22 protein-coding genes are annotated in these 24,581 nt (G+C 44.0%); 7 read left to right on the top strand and 15 right to left on the bottom strand.

What is annotated here, in order from left to right:
- The first annotated feature begins 53 nt into the window (after positions 1-53).
- Positions 54-1,454 carry an amidohydrolase gene (locus HOP38_RS18525; protein WP_198558666.1) on the top strand — a complete coding sequence of 467 codons (1,401 nt, stop codon included), beginning with the start codon at positions 54-56 and terminating at the stop codon, positions 1,452-1,454.
- A gap of 58 nt (positions 1,455-1,512) precedes the next feature.
- Here the strand turns inward: HOP38_RS18525 and HOP38_RS18520 are convergent, their stop codons facing one another.
- From HOP38_RS18520 to melR, 3 genes are all read right to left on the bottom strand, one after another.
- Positions 1,513-2,061: a disulfide bond formation protein B gene (locus tag HOP38_RS18520; RefSeq protein WP_198558665.1), complete on the bottom strand. Its 549-nt coding sequence runs from the start codon at positions 2,059-2,061 to the stop codon at positions 1,513-1,515.
- A 15-nt stretch (positions 2,062-2,076) separates the two neighbouring features.
- Complete coding sequence (locus HOP38_RS18515) at positions 2,077-2,232, bottom strand: DUF5993 family protein (RefSeq protein WP_006069256.1); 156 nt, start codon at positions 2,230-2,232, stop codon at positions 2,077-2,079.
- 188 nt (positions 2,233-2,420) lie between these two features.
- Positions 2,421-3,425 carry a transcriptional regulator MelR gene (gene melR, locus HOP38_RS18510; protein WP_198558664.1) on the bottom strand — a complete coding sequence of 335 codons (1,005 nt, stop codon included), beginning with the start codon at positions 3,423-3,425 and terminating at the stop codon, positions 2,421-2,423.
- Between the two features lie 327 nt (positions 3,426-3,752).
- On the opposite strand from melR, the gene melA reads away from it, so the two are divergent.
- From melA to HOP38_RS18495, 3 genes are all read left to right on the top strand, one after another.
- Positions 3,753-5,105, top strand: coding sequence for an alpha-glucosidase/alpha-galactosidase (gene melA, locus HOP38_RS18505; protein ID WP_198558663.1), 1,353 nt, complete (start codon positions 3,753-3,755; stop codon positions 5,103-5,105).
- 70 nt (positions 5,106-5,175) lie between these two features.
- Positions 5,176-6,603, top strand: a complete 1,428-nt coding sequence (gene melB / locus HOP38_RS18500) for a melibiose:sodium transporter MelB (RefSeq protein ID WP_198558662.1) — start codon at positions 5,176-5,178, stop codon at positions 6,601-6,603.
- Positions 6,604-6,702: 99 nt separating this feature from the next.
- A complete protein-coding gene (locus HOP38_RS18495; RefSeq protein ID WP_198558661.1) occupies positions 6,703-8,913 on the top strand; it encodes a glucosidase family protein in 2,211 nt (736 codons plus the stop codon).
- A gap of 76 nt (positions 8,914-8,989) precedes the next feature.
- On the opposite strand, the gene HOP38_RS18490 is transcribed toward HOP38_RS18495, so the two are convergent.
- The 3 genes from HOP38_RS18490 to HOP38_RS18480 all read right to left on the bottom strand — a co-directional run bounded on the left by HOP38_RS18490 (position 8,990) and on the right by HOP38_RS18480 (position 12,623).
- Complete coding sequence (locus HOP38_RS18490; RefSeq protein WP_198558660.1) at positions 8,990-10,429, bottom strand: catalase; 1,440 nt, start codon at positions 10,427-10,429, stop codon at positions 8,990-8,992.
- Between the two features lie 397 nt (positions 10,430-10,826).
- Positions 10,827-11,606, bottom strand: coding sequence for a glycine betaine ABC transporter substrate-binding protein (locus HOP38_RS18485; RefSeq protein ID WP_198558659.1), 780 nt, complete (start codon positions 11,604-11,606; stop codon positions 10,827-10,829).
- A 123-nt stretch (positions 11,607-11,729) separates the two neighbouring features.
- The gene (locus HOP38_RS18480; protein WP_006069263.1) at positions 11,730-12,623 is read right to left on the bottom strand and encodes a DMT family transporter; all 894 of its coding nucleotides are present in this window, start codon (positions 12,621-12,623) and stop codon (positions 11,730-11,732) included.
- A gap of 163 nt (positions 12,624-12,786) precedes the next feature.
- Between HOP38_RS18480 and HOP38_RS18475 the strand changes: the two genes are divergently transcribed.
- Positions 12,787-12,987, top strand: coding sequence for a hypothetical protein (locus HOP38_RS18475; protein ID WP_006069264.1), 201 nt, complete (start codon positions 12,787-12,789; stop codon positions 12,985-12,987).
- Between the two features lie 201 nt (positions 12,988-13,188).
- Here the strand turns inward: HOP38_RS18475 and HOP38_RS18470 are convergent, their stop codons facing one another.
- Together HOP38_RS18470 and cfa are read right to left on the bottom strand one after the other, a co-directional pair.
- Positions 13,189-13,674: a MarR family winged helix-turn-helix transcriptional regulator gene (locus tag HOP38_RS18470; protein ID WP_242456557.1), complete on the bottom strand. Its 486-nt coding sequence runs from the start codon at positions 13,672-13,674 to the stop codon at positions 13,189-13,191.
- Positions 13,675-13,855: 181 nt separating this feature from the next.
- Positions 13,856-15,004, bottom strand: coding sequence for a cyclopropane fatty acyl phospholipid synthase (gene cfa / locus HOP38_RS18465; RefSeq protein ID WP_198558658.1), 1,149 nt, complete (start codon positions 15,002-15,004; stop codon positions 13,856-13,858).
- Between the two features lie 374 nt (positions 15,005-15,378).
- Between cfa and HOP38_RS18460 the strand changes: the two genes are divergently transcribed.
- Together HOP38_RS18460 and HOP38_RS18455 are read left to right on the top strand one after the other, a co-directional pair.
- Positions 15,379-16,557 carry an MFS transporter gene (locus HOP38_RS18460; protein ID WP_198558657.1) on the top strand — a complete coding sequence of 393 codons (1,179 nt, stop codon included), beginning with the start codon at positions 15,379-15,381 and terminating at the stop codon, positions 16,555-16,557.
- A gap of 161 nt (positions 16,558-16,718) precedes the next feature.
- A complete protein-coding gene (locus HOP38_RS18455; protein ID WP_198558656.1) occupies positions 16,719-17,600 on the top strand; it encodes a DoxX family protein in 882 nt (293 codons plus the stop codon).
- 65 nt (positions 17,601-17,665) lie between these two features.
- Here the strand turns inward: HOP38_RS18455 and HOP38_RS18450 are convergent, their stop codons facing one another.
- From HOP38_RS18450 to HOP38_RS18420, 7 genes are all read right to left on the bottom strand, one after another.
- Entirely contained in the window at positions 17,666-17,974 is a 309-nt protein-coding gene (locus tag HOP38_RS18450) for a hypothetical protein (RefSeq protein ID WP_198558655.1), read from the bottom strand.
- Positions 17,975-18,101: 127 nt separating this feature from the next.
- Complete coding sequence (locus tag HOP38_RS18445) at positions 18,102-18,620, bottom strand: GNAT family N-acetyltransferase (RefSeq protein WP_198558654.1); 519 nt, start codon at positions 18,618-18,620, stop codon at positions 18,102-18,104.
- 80 nt (positions 18,621-18,700) lie between these two features.
- Positions 18,701-19,600 (bottom strand): EamA family transporter, encoded by a 900-nt coding sequence (locus HOP38_RS18440; protein WP_198558653.1) that lies wholly within the window; start codon positions 19,598-19,600, stop codon positions 18,701-18,703.
- A gap of 65 nt (positions 19,601-19,665) precedes the next feature.
- On the bottom strand, positions 19,666-20,370 hold the full coding sequence (phnR, locus tag HOP38_RS18435; RefSeq protein WP_198558652.1) for a phosphonate utilization transcriptional regulator PhnR: 705 nt from the start codon (positions 20,368-20,370) through the stop codon (positions 19,666-19,668).
- Positions 20,371-20,397: 27 nt separating this feature from the next.
- Positions 20,398-22,101 carry a putative 2-aminoethylphosphonate ABC transporter permease subunit gene (locus tag HOP38_RS18430; RefSeq protein WP_198558651.1) on the bottom strand — a complete coding sequence of 568 codons (1,704 nt, stop codon included), beginning with the start codon at positions 22,099-22,101 and terminating at the stop codon, positions 20,398-20,400.
- A gap of 45 nt (positions 22,102-22,146) precedes the next feature.
- A complete protein-coding gene (locus HOP38_RS18425) occupies positions 22,147-23,253 on the bottom strand; it encodes a putative 2-aminoethylphosphonate ABC transporter ATP-binding protein (protein ID WP_006069274.1) in 1,107 nt (368 codons plus the stop codon).
- A 201-nt stretch (positions 23,254-23,454) separates the two neighbouring features.
- Positions 23,455-24,465 (bottom strand): putative 2-aminoethylphosphonate ABC transporter substrate-binding protein, encoded by a 1,011-nt coding sequence (locus HOP38_RS18420; RefSeq protein WP_107306009.1) that lies wholly within the window; start codon positions 24,463-24,465, stop codon positions 23,455-23,457.
- Between the last annotated feature and the right edge of the window lie 116 nt (positions 24,466-24,581).

Raw genomic sequence — 24,581 nt, 5'->3', positions numbered from 1 at the left:
ATCTAGAACTCACTATTATTCGCGCTAATTAAAAACAATAATTAAGAGCTACTATGAATATCAAGCAAACGTTACTCGCCACGACGATCGCTGGCTTAAGTACTTTTTCACACGCTGCCCAAAAAGTCGATCTGATGATCACCGACGCTCACGTGCTTACAATGAACCAAGAGAAAACCGTGTACCAAAACGGCACTGTGGTTATCGACGACAACAAGATTGTCGCCGTAGGGAACGAAGCGCTAGCTGAACAATATATAGCCAAACAAACACTTGATGTTGATGGTGATATCGTGATGCCCGGCCTAATCAACACCCATACTCATGTATCAATGACCGTGTTCCGCTCTCTTGCCGATGATGTGCCAGATCGCTTACACCGCTACATTTTCCCGCTTGAAGCTAAATTGGTGTCTCGTGATATGGTTCGTATCGGGGCAAACCTTGGCAACGTTGAGATGGTGAAAGGTGGTGTTACCACGTACGCTGATATGTACTACTTTGAAGATGAAGTGGCAAAAACCGTCGATGAAATCGGTATGCGTGCAGTGTTGGGCGAAACCGTGATTAAATTCCCAGTAGCAGATGCTGCCAATGCTGATGAAGGCATCAAATACGCTTTGAACTTTATTGAAGAGTATAAAGACCACCCTCGTATTACCCCAGCGTTTGCCCCTCATGGTCCTTATACCAATACGACAGAAACACTACAGAAAATTGCTAAGCTATCACTGGAGCACGACGTGCCCGTCATGATCCATCTTGCTGAATCTCATCGAGAACAAGAGAAGATCGCAGAACGTTCCAATGGCATGTCTCCCGTTCAATACATGCACAGTATCGGCGCGCTCAATAAAAACCTTGTTGGTGCTCACATGATTTTGGTCGATGACGAAGACATCAAGTTGGTGAAAGAGTCTGATATGGGTGTGGCACACAATATGAGTGCAAATATCAAATCGGCGAAAGGTGTATCTCCGGCGCTCAAAATGTATGACCAAGGTGTACGTATTGGCTTAGGTACTGATGGCCCAATGTCTGGTAACACACTAAGTACTATTGACGAGTTCAATCAAGTGGCTAAGGTCCACAAGCTAGTCAACAAAGACCGAGCAGCGATGCCTCCAATCAAAGTTATCGACATGGCGACCATGGGCGCCGCACGTGCACTGCACATGGAAGATAAAATTGGCTCATTAGAGGCTGGTAAGTTGGCAGATATCATCGTCATTGATACCAAAGCGCCAAACATGGTTCCGGTTTACAACCCTTATTCGGCGTTAGTTTACTCAGCGAACTCCGCTAACGTTAAACACACTATCGTCGATGGTAAAATCATCATGAAAGACCGCGACATGCTAACCGTAGATGAAGATAAGATTCGAGAGGAAGCATTAGCGTTCACGGAAGTGGTTCGCAAGACCGTCGTTGAAGCTGGCGAAGTAGTTCAGTAGATATCTAATTCACCGTTAGAAAAACGCTTGGTATTAGCCAAGCGTTTTTGTTTGGAAGTTACCTGAAGCTATCGAGCAACCAATAGCTAACCGGATTATCCGGACATTGATACGGACCACATTCAATAAAGGTCGACAGCACATTAATAGCTACCGCCACGATAGCCAAAATACAGACGACTCGACCAAACATACTCATTTGGTAGTGGTCATCACTCCAGTCTTTATTCCAAAGTACCAATAACAATGCAACTCCCGCGATAGTCATAGCAAAAATCACAAAAGCCCACGTGTAATAGTGCATTCCCAAAATCGGGCTACCAAAACCCGGGGTTCCCGGAATGACATGCAGTGAAACCTGCCTAAGTGCTGTCGCCGCACCAAATAGAGCCCCCACTAAAATGACGCCATAATGACGCTGCTCCGTGCCAAACACAATATTGAGCAGGAATCCAAACATGACCATTACAAAACCAATCCGTTGCAATAAGCAAAGTGGGCATGGCAGTTCATTCCACGCCACCTGTAAAACTGATCCCATGAGCAAAACAAAGGTAATTCCAAGTAATCCAAGAATATTCAGCAAAGTGATGTGCTTCTGATTCATAAGTAGTCACCTCCGCTATAACAAAATCGATAACGTATCGGTTGCATGGTGATGAAACCAATATAGGCCCAGCACAACTGAGACTCCGAAAAATGCGTAACCCACCTCTTTCTTACCAATGAACGCGCTAACCATGGCGATCAAAAGCAATAAGAAAATTAAGCTCATCATAAGCGACTTACCTTATTGTTTTATAGAGTATTATCCTTCCGATAACATGAGTTTAAGTATAGAAAGAGTTGCATAGGTTGCAAAAAATGAGGTGTGGGAAATCTGCAGACTTAGATTGTACAAATCAATTGAATGCTCTTTATTAGGCTATTTCGCGCCCTTGTTAAAACATGGAAAAAGCTATCATACTAGCTCCCCAATACCGTCAGCGGTCTTTTCCCATCGCAGGCTCCTTTCTCAAGATCATATAATGGACTAGTACCGTGACTGCTCCAACGGTGGTCTTCTCTCGACAGCTTGCGATATTGTGTGGGCGTGACTCCGATATAGGTTTGGAATGTCTCGTAAAAGCGGCTACTTGAGTTAAAGCCGACGGTAAGTGAGATATCTAATATGGTTCGGTCTGTATCACTAAGCAAGGCTCGGGCATGGTTAATGCGCATGGCGGTGATGTACTGCTTAATGGTCATCTGCATGGTGCGTTGGAACACGTTCATTGCGTAGTTGGTATGCAAACCAATGTGTTCAGCGATATCTTTGATCGTCAGAGGTTGATTGTGGTGCGTTGCTATGTATTCCAACATCTGACTGACGTAAAACTGAGAGTGTTTAGATACCCCTTTAGGTGTTGACTTGTCCTGCTTATTAATAAGTAATTGCTGCCAACCATCAAGGCAAATCCGCTTTAACATCAAGCCAATTTCATCCACAGCAAGCTGCTGGCGACTTTCCGATGGATGGTTCATTTCTTCTGCCCAACGGGCAATTTCAAACTCACTAATCAGCGAACATGAGTTGGATTGAATTACGCTACCGTGAGTGATTTGATTGACGAGATCTCGGCTCAATGTCCAAGACATAAAGTGATGGATAGGTATATTTATGATTCCCATATTGTCGCTGTGACCCGGGTCAGTCAAGCGATGTGGCACCGATGCCCAGAACAATCCAATCGCACCGCTTTTTACAACAATGGGGCTGCCGTTAATGATGTACTCCACATCATCACCGAACGGAATATTAACTTCAATTTGGCCATGCCAATGGTATCCCGGCATCGAATGTGGCGGTCTCAATTCAATATCAATTTTCTCATACGACGAATAGAGCGACAGCGGACTGACCGATACCGTTTCTGATGAGTATTTGTCTTGGGTGACAACTTTCAGCGCATCTGGGTCATATTGTTTCATCTATCACTCCTTAGGAAATCGTACAAACCTGTTTTAGCAAATCGTGCAATTTAAAACTCTGAACAGGATCATATAGCCAAACTACCCCAATAAGTAAGATTCAAGTTATGTGATTAAAGTCAGTGCGTTACATGAAATGCGCTAGTATTTTCACAATCTTTATCCGCAAAAATGACAATATTGTCCCATTTCCTAAGATTTTTATTTGGCTCATTAGAAATATGAGAAAACAGGATACTCATTGTTATATCTGAGACGAATCTACTCTTGCCACAGGTGTACCTTAGCTTCATCGAAACAGAACTTTGAGAGATAAAGGATTCGACTATGAAAAGCCCCAAAATCACATTCATCGGTGCTGGCTCCACCATTTTTGTTAAGAACATCCTTGGTGACGTTTTCCACAAGCCCGCATTAAAACAAGCGCAGATTGCGCTGATGGATATTGATGAACTGCGTTTAGAAGAATCTCACCTTGTCGTGAGCAAACTTATGGAGTCCTCTGGTGCGACCGGTACCATCACTTGTCATCTAGACCAAAAAGAAGCACTCAAAGATGCTGACTTTGTGGTTATCGCATTCCAAATTGGCGGTTATGAGCCATGTACGGTGACAGACTTTGAAGTGTGTAAGCGTCATGGTTTAGAGCAAACCATCGCTGATACTTTAGGCCCTGGTGGAATCATGCGCTCGCTGCGCACCATTCCTCATCTATGGAGTGTGTGTGAAGACATGACAGAAGTTTGTCCAAACGCCACCATGCTTAACTACGTCAACCCAATGGCGATGAACACTTGGGCAATGTATGAAAAGTATCCGCATATTAAGCAGGTGGGCCTTTGTCATTCGGTGCAAGGCACGGCTGAAGAGATAGCTCGTGATTTGGACCTTGATTATGCTGACCTTCGCTACACCTGTGCAGGTATCAACCACATGGCTTATTACCTCACACTAGAGAAGAAAAATGAGCAAGGCGACTATGTTGATATCTACCCTGATCTACTCGAAGCTTTTGAAAGTGGGAAAGCGCCTAAGCCGGGTCTTCACCACAATGGACGCTGTACCAACCTCGTACGCTATGAAGTGTTCAAAAAGCTTGGCTACTTTGTCACTGAATCTTCAGAACATTTTTCTGAATACACGCCATATTTTATCAAACCAAATCGCCCTGATTTGATAGAACGTTATAAAGTGCCACTAGATGAATATCCGAAACGCTGTGTAGAACAAATTGCAGACTGGAAAAAAGACCTTCAAGAATTCAAAAACGCCGACCAAATTACGGTTCAAGAGTCACATGAATACGCCAGTACTATCATGAACTCAATTTGGACAGGAACTCCAAGCGTCATCTACGGCAACGTCAAGAACGAGGCATTGATCGACAACTTACCTCAGGGTTGCTGTGTAGAAGTTGCCTGCTTAGTTGACGCCAACGGTGTTCAACCAATCAAGGCGGGTCGATTACCAAATCATTTAGCCGCGTTGATGCAAACCAACATTAATGTTCAAACACTGTTAACTGAAGCGATTCTCACCGAAAACCGCGAACGCATCTACCACGCTGCCATGCTTGACCCTCATACCGCTGCCGTACTTGGGTTAGAGGAAATTTATGCACTGGTTGATGACCTCATCGACGCTCATGAAGGCTGGCTGCCTGAGTGGGTAAATCAGTAAATCAATACCAATAAAAACAATAACGTGAATATTTAACGCCTTCTCTCTGGGAAGGCGTAAGGAGTAACAAATGAGTATCTCAATGAATACCAAGCTGAGCTATGGCTTCGGCGCATTTGGCAAGGACTTCGCAATTACCATCGTCTATATGTATTTAATGTTCTACTACACCGACGTGGTAGGCATTTCCGCTGCAGCGGTGGGTACCATCTTCCTCGTTGCACGTATTTGGGATGCGGTCAACGACCCGATAATGGGCTGGATCGTTAACAATACCCGTAGTCGCTGGGGTAAATTCAAGCCTTGGATTTTGATTGGCACGCTTGCCAACTCTGTGGTCCTTCTAATGCTGTTTAGCGCACATTATATTGACGGTCCTTGGCTAATTGCTTATGCCGCTGTCACCTACATTTTATGGGGTATGACCTACACCTTAATGGACATCCCGTTCTGGTCTCTAGTACCAACTCTGACCTTAGACAAACGTGAGCGCGAAGAGCTTGTTCCTTACCCTCGATTCTTTGCAAGTCTTGCATGGATAGTCACCGCTGCCATTGCTATGCCGTTTGTGAACTATGTGGGTGGTGATGACAAAGGTTTTGGCTTCCAAATCTTTACGTTACTCTTAATCGCTTGTTTCCTTGTGTCAACTTACATCACTCTTCGTAACGTCAAAGAGCGCTACTCGACCGCTAATTTGAATGAAACACAACAAGAAGAAAAAGTATCGTTAAAACAGCTTCTTAAACTCATCTACAAAAATGATCAGTTAACGAGCGTGTTATGTATGGCGCTATCCTACAATCTAGCGACAAACATCATTACAGCGTTCGCGGTTTATTACTTTACCTACGTGGTCGGCAACGAAGCTCTATTCCCTTATTACATGGCTTATGCGGGGATTGCGAACCTCATTACCTTAGTACTGTTCCCGAAATTAGCACAAATGTTCTCACGTCGTGTTCTTTGGGCTTGTGCTTCTAGCTTCCCTATTTTAGGTAGCGCGGTACTTATTTATGTAGGCATGTACGACAAACAGAGCATTCTATTGATTTCAACGGCTGGTGTTCTACTCCAAATCGGTACTGCCTTGTTCTGGGTTCTGAATGTCATCATGGTGGCAGACACTGTCGATTACGGTGAGTACAAGCTAGGCTCTCGCTGTGAGAGTATCGCCTACTCAGTGCAGACATTAGTGGTAAAAGCAGGTTCAGCATTCGCCGCATTCTTCATCGGTATCGCGCTCACTGCTGTCGATTACGTGCCAAACGTAGAACAAAGTGCTGACACTGTCTTTGGCATGCAATGCATCATGGTTGGTTTACCTGCGTTCTTCTTTGCAATTGCATTGGTGGTCTATTTCCGCTTCTACAAGTTGAACGGAGCCTATCACCAACAAATTCAAGACCATCTCACAGAGAAATACGATCACATTACCAATGATGGTTCCGAAAAAGGTCAATCGACTAAACCTGCTGAGCCAGCACAAGCTCTATAACCCAATACAATAAAACCCATGCAGAAGTCCGGTCTGCATGGGTTCACTAACAATCGTCAAACATCGGCTAGATTTTCCATTTCCAATAAAGAGAACAGTATGAAACTTAAAGTCCTTGCATCCGCAATCACTTTTGCCCTCACACTATCTGGTGCGGCAATTGCACAACAGAACGACAACCTTATTGTGAACCCAACATTTGAAAACAAAGGGTTAGGCTGGAGCTATTGGTTTGCCAATATCAAAAACGACCAAACTCATGAAGGTGAATACCGAGGCCGTATTGCCCAAGGTCGAAACCACCACATAAGCCAAGAAATCACGATTCCTGAAAGTGGCTATTATGATTTATCTGCGTTTATCATCAGTCCAGGACAAGACGCCACTCTTGCTATTACCAACCTGTACGATGAAATCTTGGTACGAGATAAAGCTAAACAGAGCAAAAAATACAAACGTAACAAGCTCAAGCACATTCCTTTGGAGCAAGGTGAACAATTAAAGGTCTGGTTCTCGGGTTCTAAACGTGGTGGTGTTAGTGTCGACAGTGTTTCTTTGACTAAGAGTGACAAGAACAAAAAGCTGAACTTCAATCAGATCATCCAGTTCTCCGCTCTAGAGCAAGTGGGCGCAACAAACCTTAACAAGAAGTCTAAACAGATTGAGTTTTACGTCCCTTATGGTACCGACTTAACCCGTATCACCATTGATAATATTCTCGTTTCATCCACCAGCAATGTCTCATTAGAAAACGGAGACACGGTTGACTTTACTCAGCCTGTTCGTGCTGTCGTAACCGATCTAAAAGGTAATAAGCATCGCTGGACAATCAAAGCGATCGAAAAAGAGAAACAAGTTGTTGTCACCTCTTCCAACCAAAAGCTCCAAGAGTCGTTCGATTGGGCTATCGATAAAACCCGTCGCTTCGTTATGACTGGCCAGCATGATCTGGTCAACCGTGACGAATTCAACAACGATGGAGATGGCACCGCGGATTACATCCCATCCTATTGGGCGGGGTATTTTGATAGAACAGCCTTCTATTCTCGCGATTTTTTGCATCAGGCGAGCGGAGCAAAGATCGCTGGATTGGATATCGAAAACTTTTCCATGTTTAAGACCTTTGCCAAACACTCAACAGAATCCAGAAAGTGGTACACCTTGTGGGCTGTGAACTTTGATGGCACGCCTCATACTATTGATTACAAAGATGATAGTTGGTTTGTCCGCGAGGTTCCGGCTCAGTTTGAGTTCGTCGAAAAAGCATGGCAGCAGTATCAGTGGACTGGTGATAAGCGCTACATCGAAGATGAGGACCTATGGCGCTTTTACACTAAAGTGCTCACAGACTATATCGAATTACACGACGACCAAGATCCAAACGGAATCGCAGAAGGTTACGGTGGGATTTTTGAGGGGTCAGCAACCTACAACGAGCGCGGCGAGTTTCCAATTGAAGCCGGAGATGGTATTGGCTCACAATACCAAGCAACAGTGGCTTACTCCGCTATGTTAGAAGCTCGTGAAGAGTACAGTGAAGCTGCGGTTTGGCGTGAGAAAGCTCAGCAGCTCAAAACGTACTTTAACGAGGAATGGAGCATCGCCGACCCTGATAAACCACTCGACAACTACGTCAATATCGTTCAAAGAGATGGTTTTAGAATGAATGATTTTGGTAAGGAAAACAGTTGGTTTATGCCAATGAAGCGAATTACCGAACCCGGGGAGCGTAATAATCGTTATCTTGACTTTATCGCCAAAAACTTAGGAGATGGCATCGGTTCGACTCCAGAAGCTCCAAATAATATTGAGGCCTACACTTACATTCCAGAAACCTACTTCCCGTACAATCGTAATGAGGAGGCATGGAAGTGGATGCAATACATCATGGATATCAAAGATGAGCCACATGAACGTCCAACTCAAGGTACCAACGGTGATTACCCTGAAATCTCGTTTACCTTTATCTCCAACACAATCGAAGGCTTGATGGGCATTAAACCTGATGCAGCGAACCACAAAGTGGTTACCGCTTCCCATCTCACTCCAGACATTGGTTGGCTGGAAGTAACACAACTTCCAATGGGAGAACATGAGCTTACTGTCCGACACGATGGTTTAAGTAAGTCCACACTGACTAACGACTCAAATCATAACCTAGATTGGGAGGTGTGGTTCTATGGTAATTATCCAAGTTTAGTTGTCGATGGACAAACCGTTCGCAGTCAGCACAAACAAGTTAATGGTCAGCAAGTCAGCTATGTACTGGTCTCTGTAGCAGCGGGAGACACAAGCACCGTTCACAAGTAGCGCTCTGCTCGTTCATTGAACAAGGCTCAAAGAACAAGGCTCCTCGGATTCATGCCGTGGAGCCTTGATGTCATTGCTAGTTGTTACTCAACCCCAATATGCGCGCCAACCCTTCTCCATAAGCCGTATCCGCTTGAGAGGCGTTGTATACGTGACGCAACTTAATTGCTTCACTCACTCCCGACATAGCACGTGCCGTATTTGCGAACAGACGTTGTTGCTCATCCTCAGACATTAAGCGGAACAAATCGCCAGCTTGCTGGAATTGGTCAACATTGTTTCGATGATTGTAATGGTCTGCGTCCCCAGAGATTTTCAACGGTGGCTCTGAATAGTCTGGTTGCTCCGCCCATTCTCCGTATTGATTCGGTTCATAACCTATTGTTGCGCCCGAGTTAGCATCCACTCGCATCAACCCATCACGATGAGAGGAGTGCACAGGACAACGCGGTGCATTGACTGGGATTTGATGATGATTCACTCCAAGACGGTAGTTTTGTGCGTCACGATAAGCAAAGAGTCGACCTTGAAGCATTTTGTCTGGAGAGTAACCAATGCCAGGTACAACAGCGGCCGGGTTGAAAGCCGACTGTTCAACTTCAGCAAAGAAATTCTCAGGGTTACGGTTTAGCTCGAATTCACCAACTTCTATTAGTGGGTAATCAGCGTGAGTCCATACTTTGGTTAAATCAAACGGGTTAAAGTCCACCGATTCAGCTTCTTCCTCAGACATTACTTGAATGAACAAGGTCCATTTCGGGAAGTCACCACGCTCAATCGCATCGAATAGATCTCTTTGGTGGCTCTCTCTGTCTGCTCCAACGATAACTGCAGCTTGTTCGTCAGTCAGGTTCTTAATACCTTGCTGGGTTTTGAAGTGAAACTTAACCCAAAAGCGCTCATTATCAGAGTTAATCATGCTAAATGTATGTGAGCCAAAACCGTGCATATGGCGATAGCTCGCAGGTATCCCACGATCTCCCATAACGTAAGTGACTTGATGTAGAGCTTCCGGTAGAGAGGTCCAAAAATCCCAGTTGCTCTCGGCGTTATGCATATTCGTTTTCGGATCGCGTTTCACCACTCGGTTTAAATCTGGAAACTTCAGAGGATCGGCGAGGAAAAATACCGGTGTATTGTTACCCACTAAGTCCCAGTTTCCTTGTTCGGTATAAAACTTGAGTGCGAACCCGCGAATATCACGTTCAGCATCGGCAGCACCACGTTCTCCTGCAACGGTAGTAAACCGAGCAAACATCTCGGTTGTTTTACCTACTTCAGAAAACATCGCGGCTCTTGTGAACTTAGTGATGTCCTGAGTCACTTTGAAAGTACCATATGCGCCAGAACCCTTAGCATGCATACGCCTTTCTGGGATTACTTCTCTATTGAAATGGGAGAGTTTTTCCAAATACCAAGTGTCTTGAAGAAGCATTGGACCGCGCTCACCAGCTGTTAGCGCGTGATTATTATGAGCAACAGGGCAACCCGTTGCAGTGGTTAGTTTTTTAGTCATTGCTTATCCTTCCATTACTTCGCGAGTAGGTAACCTCTTACTACCGCTCAAATTAAATACAAGAACAGTAATTACCTTTTATTTAAGACGCCCAAAGTGGACCAAAAGGCGTTATCGACAGGTAGCAAGAGGTTTTATTTGCATTTTGTAGTTGTAAACACTAAGTAGGATACGCTCTATAATGAATAACATAATATCTAAAAAAGCGAATTCTCTTTTTTGCACAGGCGAATAATACAAAGAAGCAAACTAAATAGATGAGTCCATATAATAATTTCCATCACATGGAATAATTTTTTAAAATTTTCTTGCAAGCTCTCTTATTGAAATCTTGCTTACTAAGTTGAAAAAATCACTCATAAAGAGTGATTTTTGTCAGCAATTACGACAAAGCTATTTATCGATTATTTTCCAGCCAATGCTTAGTCACAATATCAATATCCAAACCTTCCCTACTCACTTTGTAGTCTAGCTCTGCGATAATCTCGTTAGAAAACTTCAAATCATCTAGCTGATTGATTTGCGCTGCCGTAAACCTATCTGCTACGTCTTCAGGTACGAGTAGTACAGCACGGTCAACAATACCGAGCAAACCTTTAGGGTCTTTTATCTCTCGAATGTCGTACTTGAAATGCAGGAACTGCGGTTTCCATAGTGGCACAACGAACCACTCATTGTTGGCGACTCGTTGCTCAAAGGTAGTAAAGCAGTCTTCCTCAGTCCCAGTGTGAAATTCGTACCCAGCTTCACTCAATCCATACTCTTCCATCATTTTAATTGAAAATCTGGTAATGCCGGCTCCAGGATTGATGCCCTGAATATCCTTTTGCATTTTGCCCAGTACATCTTGCTTGAGCAAATCCTTCACTTCCCGAACTGCTTCTTCAGGAACATAACTTGGCACTCCCCAATGCGCATAAGGTTCATAGTGCAAACCCAACTCAATCACGGGACGTTTTTGTTCAACATCCTGTTTGTAGATTCCATGGCTGGAAGGCAGCCAAGCAGAGGTTAGAATATCAACCTCTCCAGACTTAAGCTTTGCGAAATTTTCTTGGTGCGGAGAGTAGATTCGATTTACCTCAAATCCCATGTCAGTAAGCACATGAGATATAAGAGAGGCGGTAATTCTATGGAATGATAAATCTGTTACGCCTAAGTTTATTTTTTTATTCATTATTTCACCGTATAAATTTATTTATATTAAAAGTTCTGACTTGTTAGCGAATATTTTCTTTCAATAACATTCAATACACGCCGATTAAATCCCTATTAAAATGAAATTTGAAGAGATGGAAGATTAGTAATCAATTATGGTTTGTTCGGTTGGTAGCTTTTTCTTATATTCGAAAAACTGTGCCATTAGGTTGCTTAGAACCATTAAAGCCATCACTGATATTTGAACTTGACTAAATGAATCTCCCATTATTGTCGCTCCGAGAACCATCGCCAATATAGGATTGAAGGTTCCAAAAAAACTCAATTCATTAGTAGATATCATCGGAATTGTATAAATGTAAGCACCATACGCCAAAGAAGTGAGTCCTATCGTCAACCAGAACATCGCGGCCCACTGCTCACTACCAACCGGGATGGCTGCGACAAATGACCTACCGCTCCATACCATTTCCCAATATGCCATGGGGATCAACAGCAAGCCTCCAAAGATCAGTTTCCATGTGAGTAACTTCCACCAATGGATCTTTTTCATGACGTGCTTTGCTACTACGCTACCGCCTATCAGTGCCGTCATCGCACCAATAAGTAGCACCACCGCACTCACATTGACAGGAACAGTACTCGAAAAGAACAAATACGTTGCACAGGCTATAAGAATTAAGGCTGATAGCAATTGAATCAGAGACGGTTTTACTTGATGGAAGATACCCATTATAGCCAAACCAATCACAGGCAATGCGACCATTCCAACGCCCACCAAAGTGCTAGGAAGCTGCATCGCTGCAGCAAAGAGCAAACCAAAGAACAAAGCGATATTAAGAAACCCTATCAGTAGCAATGCAGGCAGTTCTGACGCCTTTGGTAAGGTTGGTTTAAGTAACAGCAGTATTATGCCCGCTGGTAATGCTCGCCACACCGCCAGCGCAAATGGTGACCAACCGACAAATTCAGAAGCCACTACGGCATAAGTGGTCCCCCACAACAGCGGAGCCAACATGGCTAGAAAGATTTTCATACTACGACTCTCATTTATGTTTAATTAAACATACTTTACATAAACAAAAATAGATAGTAAAGTGCCTTCAAGTCATCAAATGGGGTATGCGGGGTTAACGTGTGCCGTGTTATCAATCAGGTTCGAATGAGCCACATAAGGTCAGTAAGAGTTAGGAGTTACTATGAAAGCACTATCCATATTCAAAAAAGGCGCGAGCGTCGGGGTCACTAAGACTATTTTTTTGGCAATTGAAGTAGTCTCACTACTTGTGCTGGTTTTCCATGTAATCAGTTCGATCAGCAAGATTATGTATTACGGCGTAAAACTCAGCATTGCAAGACACCAATACCGTCAGTCGCATATGGGTAATCAACTCAAATAGTATGAATAGACAAGATTATGAATCTCAGCTGAGATTATTTTTAGATAAGACTAAGGCCCCATTTCATATCAGAAGCTTGACACATGAGATGGTGGCCTTAAATCAGGCAAGACAGCTTTTTAAGTCATGAAAGTGCATATACTTATAAGAGCCATCGCAAATACCCGTTGCGTGGTATCCAGTCTAAGGTGCTACCTAGATTCAGGCTCCCATCTTACTCATCAATACCATTAGTGTTTCTATCTCACTTGGCTCTAGGGATGAAAACTGACTGGACATTTGCTCGAAGAACTTTGGATACATTTGACGGACTAACTCCACGCCGTCTTCAGTGAGAGATATTTTTACGCTGCGCTTATCAAGCGTATCATGTCTTCTCTGAACCAAACCTTTCGCTTCCAGGCGATCAATTCGATTTGATAACGCGCCCGACGAAGGAAGCAAGGTCTGCTCTTTCAGTTCTTTCGCTGTCACTTCATAAACGTCACCCGCTCGATAAAGTGTTGCGATGACATCGAATTCAGACGTATTTAATCCATATTGCTTGCAAAACTCACAACGAACATGAGTAAACTGATTCGAAGCTAAAACAAATTGTGTCACTAACCTAACGGACGATTCAGATAGACCAGCGTCCGCACTCATCCACTGACTTACGATAGATTCTTCTTTTTCTCTATTAATCAAACGATTAACCTCGGTTAATATTGACGATGGTTATAGAGCATTACCCTAGCATATTTCGCCGTTTTTCGCTTTAACATCCGCTAGTCCACCAGCATTCCATTGACGATAAAATACCTAGAGTCCGCCAAACATCATTAATCACAAAACCGACACCTTGGTGTCGGTTTACTCAATAGAAAGGTTATTCAGAACGAACGCTAGCTGGTTTTGGCGTTCCAACTTTTGTCAGTACCATCTGCCACACGCTCAGTTCTCGACAACGAAATGCACCAGCACAACTCAATAGATAGTACTTCCACATACGGTAAAACCTCTCATTGTAGTTGAGGTCACCTTGCTGCCAAGCCTTGTCAAAATTACGATACCATGCACAAAGCGTATGATCATAATCCTCTCCAATATTATGCAGGTCTTCCATATTGAACTCTGGCTCCATCGCCGTCGCTAACTGAGCTAAAGAAGGAATTTCACCATTAGGGAAAATGTATTTATGGATCCACGGATCATTGGTTTCTGTCGATTCAAACGTACCAATAGAGTGAAGTAAAAAGACCCCATCTTGATTCAAAAAGTTATCTGCACATGTGAAAAAGTCTCGATAATTCGATGAACCAACGTGCTCTAACATACCCACAGAAACAACGCGATCGTATTTCGTTTCCGGTTCATAGAGTCGGTAATCTCGAAGAATGAAATTAACGGGAAGTTGTTTTTCCTCCACCATCTGAGTACCTAGCTTTGCTTGTTCTTCAGATAACGTTAAACCATCACAAACTACACCGTATTTTTCTGCGGCATAGATCATCAAACTCCCCCAACCACAGCCGATGTCCAAAACCCGCATACCTGGTTTTAAGCCTAGTTTTCTACAAATTAGATCCAACTTGGCCTCTTGAGCGTCATCTAGGTTATCTGCATTTTTCCAATATCCACAGGTATACGTCATACGTTTATCGAGCATAGCGCGGTATAAGTCGTTACCGATATCGTAATGAAATGAGACGTTGTGCTTGGAAATTGTCGTGCCTTGAGGGTTAAAAAACTTTTTGATTTTGTCTTTACCAATTTTGGCACCAAGTATCATTTTGGTCCTTAAATCTAAGTGCTTGTCGAGCTCAAACGCTAAGATCCTGTTTACCAATTCTGCGATGTCCTTACATTCCCACATCTTTTCCATATAGGATTCGCCCAAACCAAGCGAACCATCGGCTAATATTCGATCAAACATGGCAACATCATTGACCTGAATATCCCATGGTCTAGAGCCATTAATCTTGATGTCCGCGGAACTCAACATACTTTCGAAAATTGCGTATTCATTACCCTTCATGTGTTAACTCCAAAAGAATCACCTTGAAGCTTCACATTATTCCCAATATATATTTACGTAAACATAATTTATTTAAACACTTATCACTTCAGAAGAGTGTTTTTTTTGGCGACAGTTGGAGTGTTGTGACTAAGACGCTCAACACAGCTCGGATCAACGTGAGTGGAATGCCCTACCGCTACCCATACTCTTAACCGTTCTGCTGCCAAACAAAGAGATTTGATTAGATTGTTCAGTATTTACGAATAATGATTTCATTTTTTGGGTAATTCTAAAAACTAAAATGAATAAATATACTCTCACCATCACTTGAGAGACGAGCCACCTTACAACTAAGCGTGACTCATCCCAAACCGTTTTAGAGGAGAAAAACCATGAACAAAGAGAAGATGCCATTTCAAGTCTGGATACTAACACTCGCCGCCTTCGCTATCGGCACTGCAGAATTCATTATCGCAGGTATTTTGCCGCAAGTTGCCACATCGCTGTCGATTACTGAGGGTCAGGCAGGTTATTTAATCAGTGCATACGCACTTGCCATTGTGATTGGAGGACCAATCTTAACCATTTATCTCGCACGCTTTAATAAGAAAATGGTTCTTATCGGATTAATGGCATTATTTATAGTCGGTAACCTCATGTCAGCCTTTTCACCAAGTTATGACATCTTGTTCATCAGTCGCATTATTAGTGGCTTAGTACAAGGGCCTTTCTATGGTATTGGTGCCGTTGTAGCGACAAACCTCGTGTCTGAGAAAATGGCTGGTCGCGCTGTAGGACAAATGTTTGCAGGCCTAACTCTAGCGAATGTACTAGGCGTTCCCGGTGGTACTTGGATCGGTGTTGAGTTCGGCTGGCACACGACATTTATTGTGGTCGCTGCATTCGGTGTCGTAGCTCTATTCGCCATTCTTGCCGCTATCCATTCAACAGGTCACGGCGAAGCGAAAAATGTTAAAGCACAACTTGCTGCGTTCAAAAATCCCAAGCTTCTGATTAGCCTAGCGATTACCGCTGTGGTTTGGACTGGCTTCATGACACTTTATGGTTACATTGCCCCTATCGCTATGCATGTTGCTGGTTACGGTGAAAGTGCTGTGACATGGATTCTGGTCATTGTAGGTCTTGGCTTAATCATTGGTAACACGCTTGGTGGTCACTCATCAGACAAAGATTTAAACAAATCTTCTCTATTTTGGGCCATTGCAATGATTGCGTCTCTGGTACTTGTTGGTGTGTTTACCGACAACAAAATCCTATTCGTCGCTGCATCATTTATCTTCGGCATCGCATCATTCGCTAACGTTCCATCGATGCAATTGCGTGTAATGAACAACGGTGGTGACGGACAAGAACTGGCAGCAACAGCAAATATCTCAGCGTTTAATGTTGCTAATGCGTTCGGTGGTTTCCTTGGAGGTATGGTTCTTGATGGTCAGCTTGGTGCAGAAATGATTCCTTACGTGGGTGTTATCGTTCCAATCATCGGTGTGTTGTTGATTCTTAAAGCGAACCGCAACGAGAAGCAAGCACAACCAGTAGAAGCGCAATAGGCCTTTCTCCCCCTTGCCTTACCAACATTGCCGTGGCGTGTTAATGCGCCACGGCATACGCATTAGCAGTCCGACAAGCTCGGTATCATTCTGAAAAAGCCAAATTCGATATTCAGCAAAGTCAACATCACCTTTATTGGCTTTGCTTTGAGGAGAAAAAGATGAACACTTTTGATAAGACATTACGACTACTCACCCTCATTGCCGCCACTTTCACGGTAATACTCTCTGTCAAAGCCGTTGTGAACAACGGACTAGGTAGTTGGGTCTCAACCTCCACAGGTCTATTTATTGCCGTTCTTATCGCGTCCTTACTTAAAACTTACAACAAAGGACAGGTTAACTTTTTTGGTTTGATAGGCGCTTTGTTTGCACAACTCACATTAGGAAGAATATTTTCAACCATTCACCTTGAATCAATCGATATTTCAACATTGTCGTCACTTGACCCTCTGATGGTGGCAGAGACAGGCCCAGGTATCCCAGGCATTGAGCTAACCAGCACCCTGTTGTTCGTCTTATTGGCCCTACAACTTATCGCCCTTCCTTGGAGAACCAGACTGTCGCTAACTCAATCGACAATAGGAAAACCAGACCACTACGCTTGGGGCATGACATTGGTAAGAATATATGTAGGACTCATGTTTATTGCCCATTTCACTGGTCACTTGTTAGTCGGAGGTAATCCATTTGCCGTATTTACCGATTACTTTGGCAGCATTGGCCTACCCTTCCCTCAGGCCTTTGTCATTCTTGCAGGAATCATTGAGATATCCTTGGCGATTATGCTGTCCTTTGGCCTGTTCACACGCCTCGCAGGGTTTGGTTCGGCAGTCTATTTATTTGTATCTGTAGGCTTGGGCGGCCACTATTCAGTGGGGTATGTATGGGTACTACCCACGGGTGGCTGGGAATTCCCTGCAATGTGGATCTTCGTATCTGGGATATTCATGTTAGCAGGCGGAGGGAAATTGTCTGTTGATTACTTGCTTAGAAAAAAGCTGGGGCAAAACTCTATTAGTTTGCCGGAATATTTGGTTTAACCTATACCAAACTGAGTAACTAAAAAAGCGGGCAATCCTCATTGCCCGCTTTCAATCACATTTAGCTACTTCCTTGAAGGCTTTTCTATCTGATTGAGTACATCCGACACACTGAGAACACTCGCGTTAAAGATGAAAAACTGAGTGACTGCAGAATCACAAGCGCTTGATGTTGAAATGATAGCTGGTTGGCCTTTGAAACCGATACGGGATAGCTTTTGGCAGAGTTTCTCTGGCGCTTTATCGAATACTACATTAAGAAAGGGCAATAATACCTGACTGACTAATCCTTGTTCATTGAACACTTCCATTGCCTGACTAAGGTGATCCGTATCCGTGAATTCGATAATTTCTTCAATTTGTTCCAATTGCATGTACTACTCAATTCCATTTTTATCAGATGCTTAGCTCGAACGCCGAGTCTACACTATCTGATCGGTAGATAACATGTATTGGATCAAATTGACTCTTTTAGGGAACTTCCGATACTGTCGATCATAATCACTTTATGCTCAAGCGATATAAAGAAAGTGGGCTGTCGCTATTAGTGTGATGTAAGCCGATGTATTGAAATCCCAGCTCTTCGAGTAATCGTATGCTGGGTGAATTTTGGGGCAGTGATACCGCGTCAATCACTGAAAGTTGGAAAGCATCAATGGCAAAAGTCAGCAATTCGCTACAAGCCTCATGCGCATACCCTTTACCTTGATAGCTGGGCAAGAACGCGTAGCCGAAATCTGGGTAACTCAGGTCGGGTTTCTTTAAGAAACCACAGATTCCGATTGGTTTTGAACATGATTTGAGGCGCACAACATAATACCCAAAGCCCAATTCTTGATAGGCTCTGATGAAACCGTTGGTTAGATACTCTTGAGCTTGATCTGACGTACGAACATTGCGATCACCTATGTTTTTGAGCCATCCTTCACTGTTCATCAACTCAACAAAGAAGCCTGCATCATTACTGGTAATGTGATCAAGTTGAATTCGAGCTGTATCAAGCAGTGTTTCAAAAGTCATTGTATCTCTAAACTCATTCAATAATAGGAAGTCTCGTCGGTCAGTCGCCATCTGATTCGATAAACTCAGCATCAACTTCATTAAGTCAAAGCAACCACCAGCCCAATCAGTACTAGCGTAACCCCAATACCTCGAGTATACAGCCATTTCTCATTGAGAAACCAGATGCCCATCAGGAGCCCAAAGACGATACTCACCTGACGCATAGCAACCACATAACTAACGTTATCGACCATGGTCATTGCATACAGCACAATGCCATAGGTCAGTCCCATCATAATCCCAGCGATAGACGAACGATAACGATGCTGCCAAGTTAGCGCTAACTCACTGCGTTTATTAGTCGCTAATAACCAAGCTACCAAAACAAACGCAATCGCAGCAAACTGCACGCCTAGGTAGAAAATAGCTACTTGAACTTTGGTTAGTCCGCTAATTTCAAGCTGTAGCCATGTTAGTGCCTGCTTGTCGATGATGGAGTAAATAGTTGTGCCGATTGCGGCAATACATGACCAGAACACACCTAAATTTAAATAAGAGCCAAGCCTTAAGTCTTTGATGTGTCGCATTGGGATCAACAAACAACCCAATGTTAATACCACAAACCCTATCCACGCATTGGAGGACAGCGATTGGCCTATGAATACGGTCCCGACCCCAACCATCAGAACAGGTAAGGCTCGAGCGATAGGATAAATCACACCAATGTCACCGGCATCATAAGCCTTGATTAAACCAATCAGGTAGATAGCCTGCCCGATTCCACTTAGCGTGACCAGAAGCCAAAAGTAACCGTCAAAACTGTCAAAACCAATCACCGAAATGCACCAGATTATATACGGCGATAGTAAAATAAGTGGAGCAATAGACGCGCCTAAAGTAAACGAATACCCAGAGCCAGTATTCGATTTTCCAAGAATATTCCACCCCGCGTGGAGCAGTGCAGAAAAAATAACAAGAAGAGCGGCGTAGAGAGTCAAAGTGGGCACCAACAAACATGAAAGTCACCCCTCTCGAGACGTCAAGAGGGATGAGCAGAAGGGTATCAATCGAGCTGAGCAATAGATTCTATATTGATGGCATCGTGTCGCCAGTATTCAATATCGCAATCAATCAACTCACCGTGTTGGTTGTAATTGATGCGCTCAACCATCATAGCCGGAGTGCCAGACGTCGCACGTAATGCTTGCGCGATGTCGCCAAGAAGCGAAGTAGTGCTGACTCGGTATTTCACCTTACTGTAGGTGACGCCATACTCGTCGCGATAGATATCCGTCAAAGAGGAGTTTTCCATATCAAACTCTAACAAGTTCGCAAATGGTTCCGTCCGAATAAAGTTTGTCACGAACACGACTGGGCGATTTTCTAAATAACGAACGCGATCTACTCGATAAATATCGGAGAACGGCGGCAAATGTAAAAGCTCAGCTGCTTGCTTGGTGGCTAACATCGCTTTGGCTGACAACAGCTCGGTTTTTGGCGTTCGATTTTGACTTTTCGCCATATTGGTAAAGTTCAATGTTTGAGTAGGATCATAACGCAGTGGTTCTGGTGAGATAAACCAACCACGCCTATCTTCGCGATAAATACGACCTTCCGACTCAAGTAGTGACAAAGCTTCACGCAGCGTTACACGAGTCGTGTCAAAAGACTCTGCTAACTTTCTTTCTGCTGGCAATTTTTGTCTTGGTGTGAGCATTCCTGAGTCTATTTGCTCAACGATAGCGTCTTTAATTTTTACGTATTGCACACCGCATCCTTAATTCAATCATTGTTATTAGCGCTTGCGCCACGCTTGAGTTCGACCTTCAAACAGCTTTCCAGCAAACATATGGGTAAGTTTTGCCACCGCTGCCGATAGCATGATCATCACTGCCATTGCCGCAGCACTGCCCGTCTGCCCGGCATCGTCCATATTCAGCACCGCTACTGACGCCGGAATGGTGTTGGTTGAATACAAGAATACTACTGCCGATGTGGTTGTTAAAGCATTGATAAATAAATATATCGCTATATCTAATACCGCTGGTAAACAGCAAGGCAGCGAAACTTTGAAAAACAGCTTATATTGTGGGAGTTTAACCGAAGCAGCGGTGGCTTCAATCTCTGCCGGTAACTGCTTCAGAGCTGTCAAAGCTGTCATGTGTCCAACCGTGTAATAATGGACAATGGTATTAATCACCAGAAACGCCATTGTACCGTACATCACACCCAACGGGTTGTTGGCATCGTTAAAATAGAAGATATATCCCAAGCCGAGCACGAGTCCAGGTACCGCCATGGGAATCACACTCATCATTTGCATCGCTTGACGAACGGGAGCGAAGGCACGACCTTTTTCAATACAATAAGCACCGACAAAGATAACTACAGAACCAATAATCGCCGTCCACGTCGCCAGTTTCAGTGAATTAAAGTACGGACTCCACCCATAGGTGCTCATCTCAGCAAAGTTATAGTTATTTAGCGTCAGCGCCTTGTTCCAAGGCCAAAACGTCACGAGCGAGCCATAAACCGCCATACCAAGTACCGCTAGAACCGCGAGGGAAATAACCAGGCAATAAACGAAGCACACCGAATCTCGCAGTTTATTAGGGGACGGTTGATAAGGCACAGAACGACTGTCCAACATGCTCTTTTGCTTTTTTTGTACCCAGCGATCAACCGCAAAGGCCAATACCGCAGGAAGCAGAAGTAAGATACTGGTAACCGCCCCCATGGAGAAGTTTTGCTGCCCCACAACTTGCTTGAATATATCCGTAGCCAGAACGTTGTAACTGCCACCAATGACCTTAGGCACACCAAAGTCACACACGACCAGCGTAAAAACGACGATTAACGTACTGATCAAACCGTACTTTGCAGCAGGTAACGTCACCATAAAGAAGGTCTTGAACGGAGAGGTTTTAAGAGCTCGAGCCGCTTCGTAAAGCCTAGCATCTGAGGTGCGTAAAGAGGTGTTGAGAATCATCAAGGCGTGAGGGAATGTCCAAAATATCAAGCCTAGAGAAATGCCAACTAAGCCATAGACTGAATGCCCATGCAGCAACTCTTTTGCGACGCCCTGATTACCAAACAGAAAAATCAAACTGATAGCAGGCAGCAGAGAAGGCGCTAATATTGGAGCCGTGCCCATCAGTTGAAACACGCCTTTAAAGGGCATGCAAGAGCGCGTTAATGCGAACGCATACCCAAACGCCAAAACGCCCACTACAACGGTCACAATCAGACCAAGGGTAAAGGTATTGCTTAGTGAATACCATAAACTGTCGGTAGCAAAATAGGTGGCAAAGTTTTGTAGACCAACAAACTCACCGTCGCTGTTTTGGACACTCTTTTTCATCATGGCCCAAAGAGGCATCAAGATAAACAGTGTCATCGCCACAAAAAGGAACGTCAGAAGACCAAACAAAACAATATTGTCTTTGCTCATTGTTGAGCTCGCTTTTTGCGTTGCCAACTGTGCAATTCGTTGTTTCATAGACCCGCCTGTCGTCAAGGTTGAAGATGCTTGCATGTCTGTCCCTTAAGCCGCCGACTCTAACGTTGCACTTAGCGATGGATAGCCCAGCAAACCACTTTCAGAAAACGCAACATAGCGAATATCATTACGGCGCAGATTAAGTTCATTCGCCTGTTTCACGGGTACGTCCACATATAGAGCGTTGGCCATTGGTGCATGTTGCATTGCCACTTCGACGCGATAGTAAGACCCTTGAAATTCCTTGGATAACACTCTGACAGGAATAGCGTTCGAAGCGTGCTCGACAAAGTGTAGACTCTCCGGTCGCACGGCTAAATCAAATATATCGCCATGCTTTAGAGTCATATTGTCTAACGCAGGCAAACGCAGCATCGACTCAGCCACGCGCATAGTGTTAGCAGATGGCACCGATGCTTCGATAAAATTCATACTGCCAACAAAATCAGCGACAAATCGAGTCGCAGGTTGCTCATACACCTCTTGTGGCGTTCCAACCTGCTCAATCACACCGTGGTTCATCACCACAATGCGGTCTGCCATAGATAGCGCCTCTTCTTGGTCATGAGTCACCATAATGGTGGTGATACCAAGTTTGCGTTGCATCTGACAAATTTCATCTCGCAGGTGAGTACGCACTTTCGCATCCAATGCAGAGAGCGGCTCATCCAGAAGCAGCAGACCCGGAGACAACGCCAATGCACGAGCCAGAGCCACACGCTGTTGTTGACCACCTGATAGTTGGTTAGGAAACTTCTCTCCCGAGGTTGGCAAGCCGATCATTTCTAACCAGTGCTCTACTTTTTCAAGCGCCTCTTTGTTCGACATCCCTTGGTTCTTAAGACCGATAGCAATGTTCTCTTGTACCGTCAGATTTGGAAACAACGCGTATGACTGGAACACAATGCCAAAATCACGCTTCTCTGGTGGTAAAAACGTAATCGCCTCATCCGCTTGATGGATTTCTCCTGAGGTTGGAAGATCCAAACCCGCAATAGCGCGGAGCAACGTCGTTTTACCGCAGCCAGAAGGGCCGAGGAAACAGACGAACTCGCCTTTATTAATGGACAAGGAAATGTGCTTTAATGCCGTGAACTGACCAAATTGCTTCACCACATTGTTGATTTCTAGATAAGGTTTGGATACTGACATCGTTTACTCTCCAAATGGTATATACCAAATTTAAATCTGGTATATTTCATTGGGATGACAGTTTTGTAGCAGGTTGATTGCAGTTTAATGATTGGCTTTTCTGGTGTGATTGGAGAGCAGAAATGACAAGAGGAAGATCAATAACAATCTCCCTCAATAGCTTATAATCTACCAATTCCCAGTTATTTTATTTCTTTAAAATTAGGATTTAGGCTCTGACTTTCCATCAAACTTTTTCGACCATGTTTTTAAGATCTCAGCACGATCGGCACCCATTTTCGCAAAATCCATCTCAGCCATCGCACCTTCAACTTCAGGGTAGTTCGAGACCACTGCTTTCACGTCTTTATGAGCAACCACTGGGTAGGATTCAACGTAGAGTTCGTTCGCCGCTTTTGACACTGACCAGTCAACAACACGCTTCGCCGCCTCAGACTCTTTCACCAAACCCACAGCCTCTGATTCCCAACCAATGCCTTCAGGTGTGATAACCGCGAGAGGCGCGCCTTGATTCTTGAGCTTCGCACCACGCACAGCCATCGAAATACCGATTGCCACCTCACCCATCGCAGCTTGAACACAAGGCTTTGAACCAGAATGCGTGTAATGTGCCATGTTGTTATCGAGTTTTTTCATGTAATCCCATGCTTGGTCCTCACCCATGTTTTGTAGCCAAGCTGAGACTTGCATATAACCTGTTCCTGATGAAGCAGGATTAGGCATGGCAATATGACCTTTGTACTCTGGTTTGGTTAAATCTTCCCATGACTGTGGCTTAGGTAGGTTGAGTTGCTTTGCCACCGCTTCGTTAAAACACACAGCATTGAAAAATGCATCATTGCCAAACCAAGCTTGATTAGATTGTGGGTCATTCAAACTGGCATTCAGCTCATCTGCACCTTTTGGAGTATAAGGCTTAAGAATCCCCTCTTCTTTAAGCAATGCCATAGAAGAGCCTGCTAATCCCCACACAACTTCGGCATGCGGATTGTTTTTTTCAGCAAGAAGTTTGGCCGTCATGATGCCCGTTGAATCTCGAACCCATTTGATTTTTACATCAGGATTTTCTTTCTCAAACGCATTCTTATATTTCGCCAGAATGTCAGTTTCGAAAGCGGTATACACCGTGACTTCTGTTGCTGCTAGTGCATTTGTCGCTAGTAGAGAAACCAGTGTCGCTAGTGTTCCCTTCATCAAACGGTTTTTCATCATTCTCTCCAGTTAGATTTGGTCTGTACCAGTTTGTGCGTTAAACGTTAAATTCCGATTATGACGATTAAATGAACGAATAATGGCAGTTTGAAGAAACTTTGATTGGCAAGAAGAGC

Origin of the sequence: Vibrio mediterranei, from assembly GCF_013364395.1 — a bacterium.
Taxonomy (GTDB): Bacteria; Pseudomonadota; Gammaproteobacteria; order Enterobacterales; family Vibrionaceae; genus Vibrio; species Vibrio mediterranei.
Note: the sequence above shows the minus strand (reverse complement) of the source record. Positions and strands in the feature narration are given on the sequence as shown.

Coding starts and splice junctions, on each gene's coding strand:
- HOP38_RS18525 (WP_198558666.1), top strand. CDS start 54: ATGAATATCAAGCAAACGTTACTCGCCACGACGATCGCTGGCTTAAGT.
- HOP38_RS18520 (WP_198558665.1), bottom strand. CDS start 2,061: ATGAATCAGAAGCACATCACTTTGCTGAATATTCTTGGATTACTTGGA.
- HOP38_RS18515 (WP_006069256.1), bottom strand. CDS start 2,232: ATGATGAGCTTAATTTTCTTATTGCTTTTGATCGCCATGGTTAGCGCG.
- melR (WP_198558664.1), bottom strand. CDS start 3,425: ATGAAACAATATGACCCAGATGCGCTGAAAGTTGTCACCCAAGACAAA.
- melA (WP_198558663.1), top strand. CDS start 3,753: ATGAAAAGCCCCAAAATCACATTCATCGGTGCTGGCTCCACCATTTTT.
- melB (WP_198558662.1), top strand. CDS start 5,176: ATGAGTATCTCAATGAATACCAAGCTGAGCTATGGCTTCGGCGCATTT.
- HOP38_RS18495 (WP_198558661.1), top strand. CDS start 6,703: ATGAAACTTAAAGTCCTTGCATCCGCAATCACTTTTGCCCTCACACTA.
- HOP38_RS18490 (WP_198558660.1), bottom strand. CDS start 10,429: ATGACTAAAAAACTAACCACTGCAACGGGTTGCCCTGTTGCTCATAAT.
- HOP38_RS18485 (WP_198558659.1), bottom strand. CDS start 11,606: ATGAATAAAAAAATAAACTTAGGCGTAACAGATTTATCATTCCATAGA.
- HOP38_RS18480 (WP_006069263.1), bottom strand. CDS start 12,623: ATGAAAATCTTTCTAGCCATGTTGGCTCCGCTGTTGTGGGGGACCACT.
- HOP38_RS18475 (WP_006069264.1), top strand. CDS start 12,787: ATGAAAGCACTATCCATATTCAAAAAAGGCGCGAGCGTCGGGGTCACT.
- cfa (WP_198558658.1), bottom strand. CDS start 15,004: ATGAAGGGTAATGAATACGCAATTTTCGAAAGTATGTTGAGTTCCGCG.
- HOP38_RS18460 (WP_198558657.1), top strand. CDS start 15,379: ATGAACAAAGAGAAGATGCCATTTCAAGTCTGGATACTAACACTCGCC.
- HOP38_RS18455 (WP_198558656.1), top strand. CDS start 16,719: ATGAACACTTTTGATAAGACATTACGACTACTCACCCTCATTGCCGCC.
- HOP38_RS18450 (WP_198558655.1), bottom strand. CDS start 17,974: ATGCAATTGGAACAAATTGAAGAAATTATCGAATTCACGGATACGGAT.
- HOP38_RS18445 (WP_198558654.1), bottom strand. CDS start 18,620: ATGACTTTTGAAACACTGCTTGATACAGCTCGAATTCAACTTGATCAC.
- HOP38_RS18430 (WP_198558651.1), bottom strand. CDS start 22,101: ATGAAACAACGAATTGCACAGTTGGCAACGCAAAAAGCGAGCTCAACA.
- HOP38_RS18425 (WP_006069274.1), bottom strand. CDS start 23,253: ATGTCAGTATCCAAACCTTATCTAGAAATCAACAATGTGGTGAAGCAA.
- HOP38_RS18420 (WP_107306009.1), bottom strand. CDS start 24,465: ATGATGAAAAACCGTTTGATGAAGGGAACACTAGCGACACTGGTTTCT.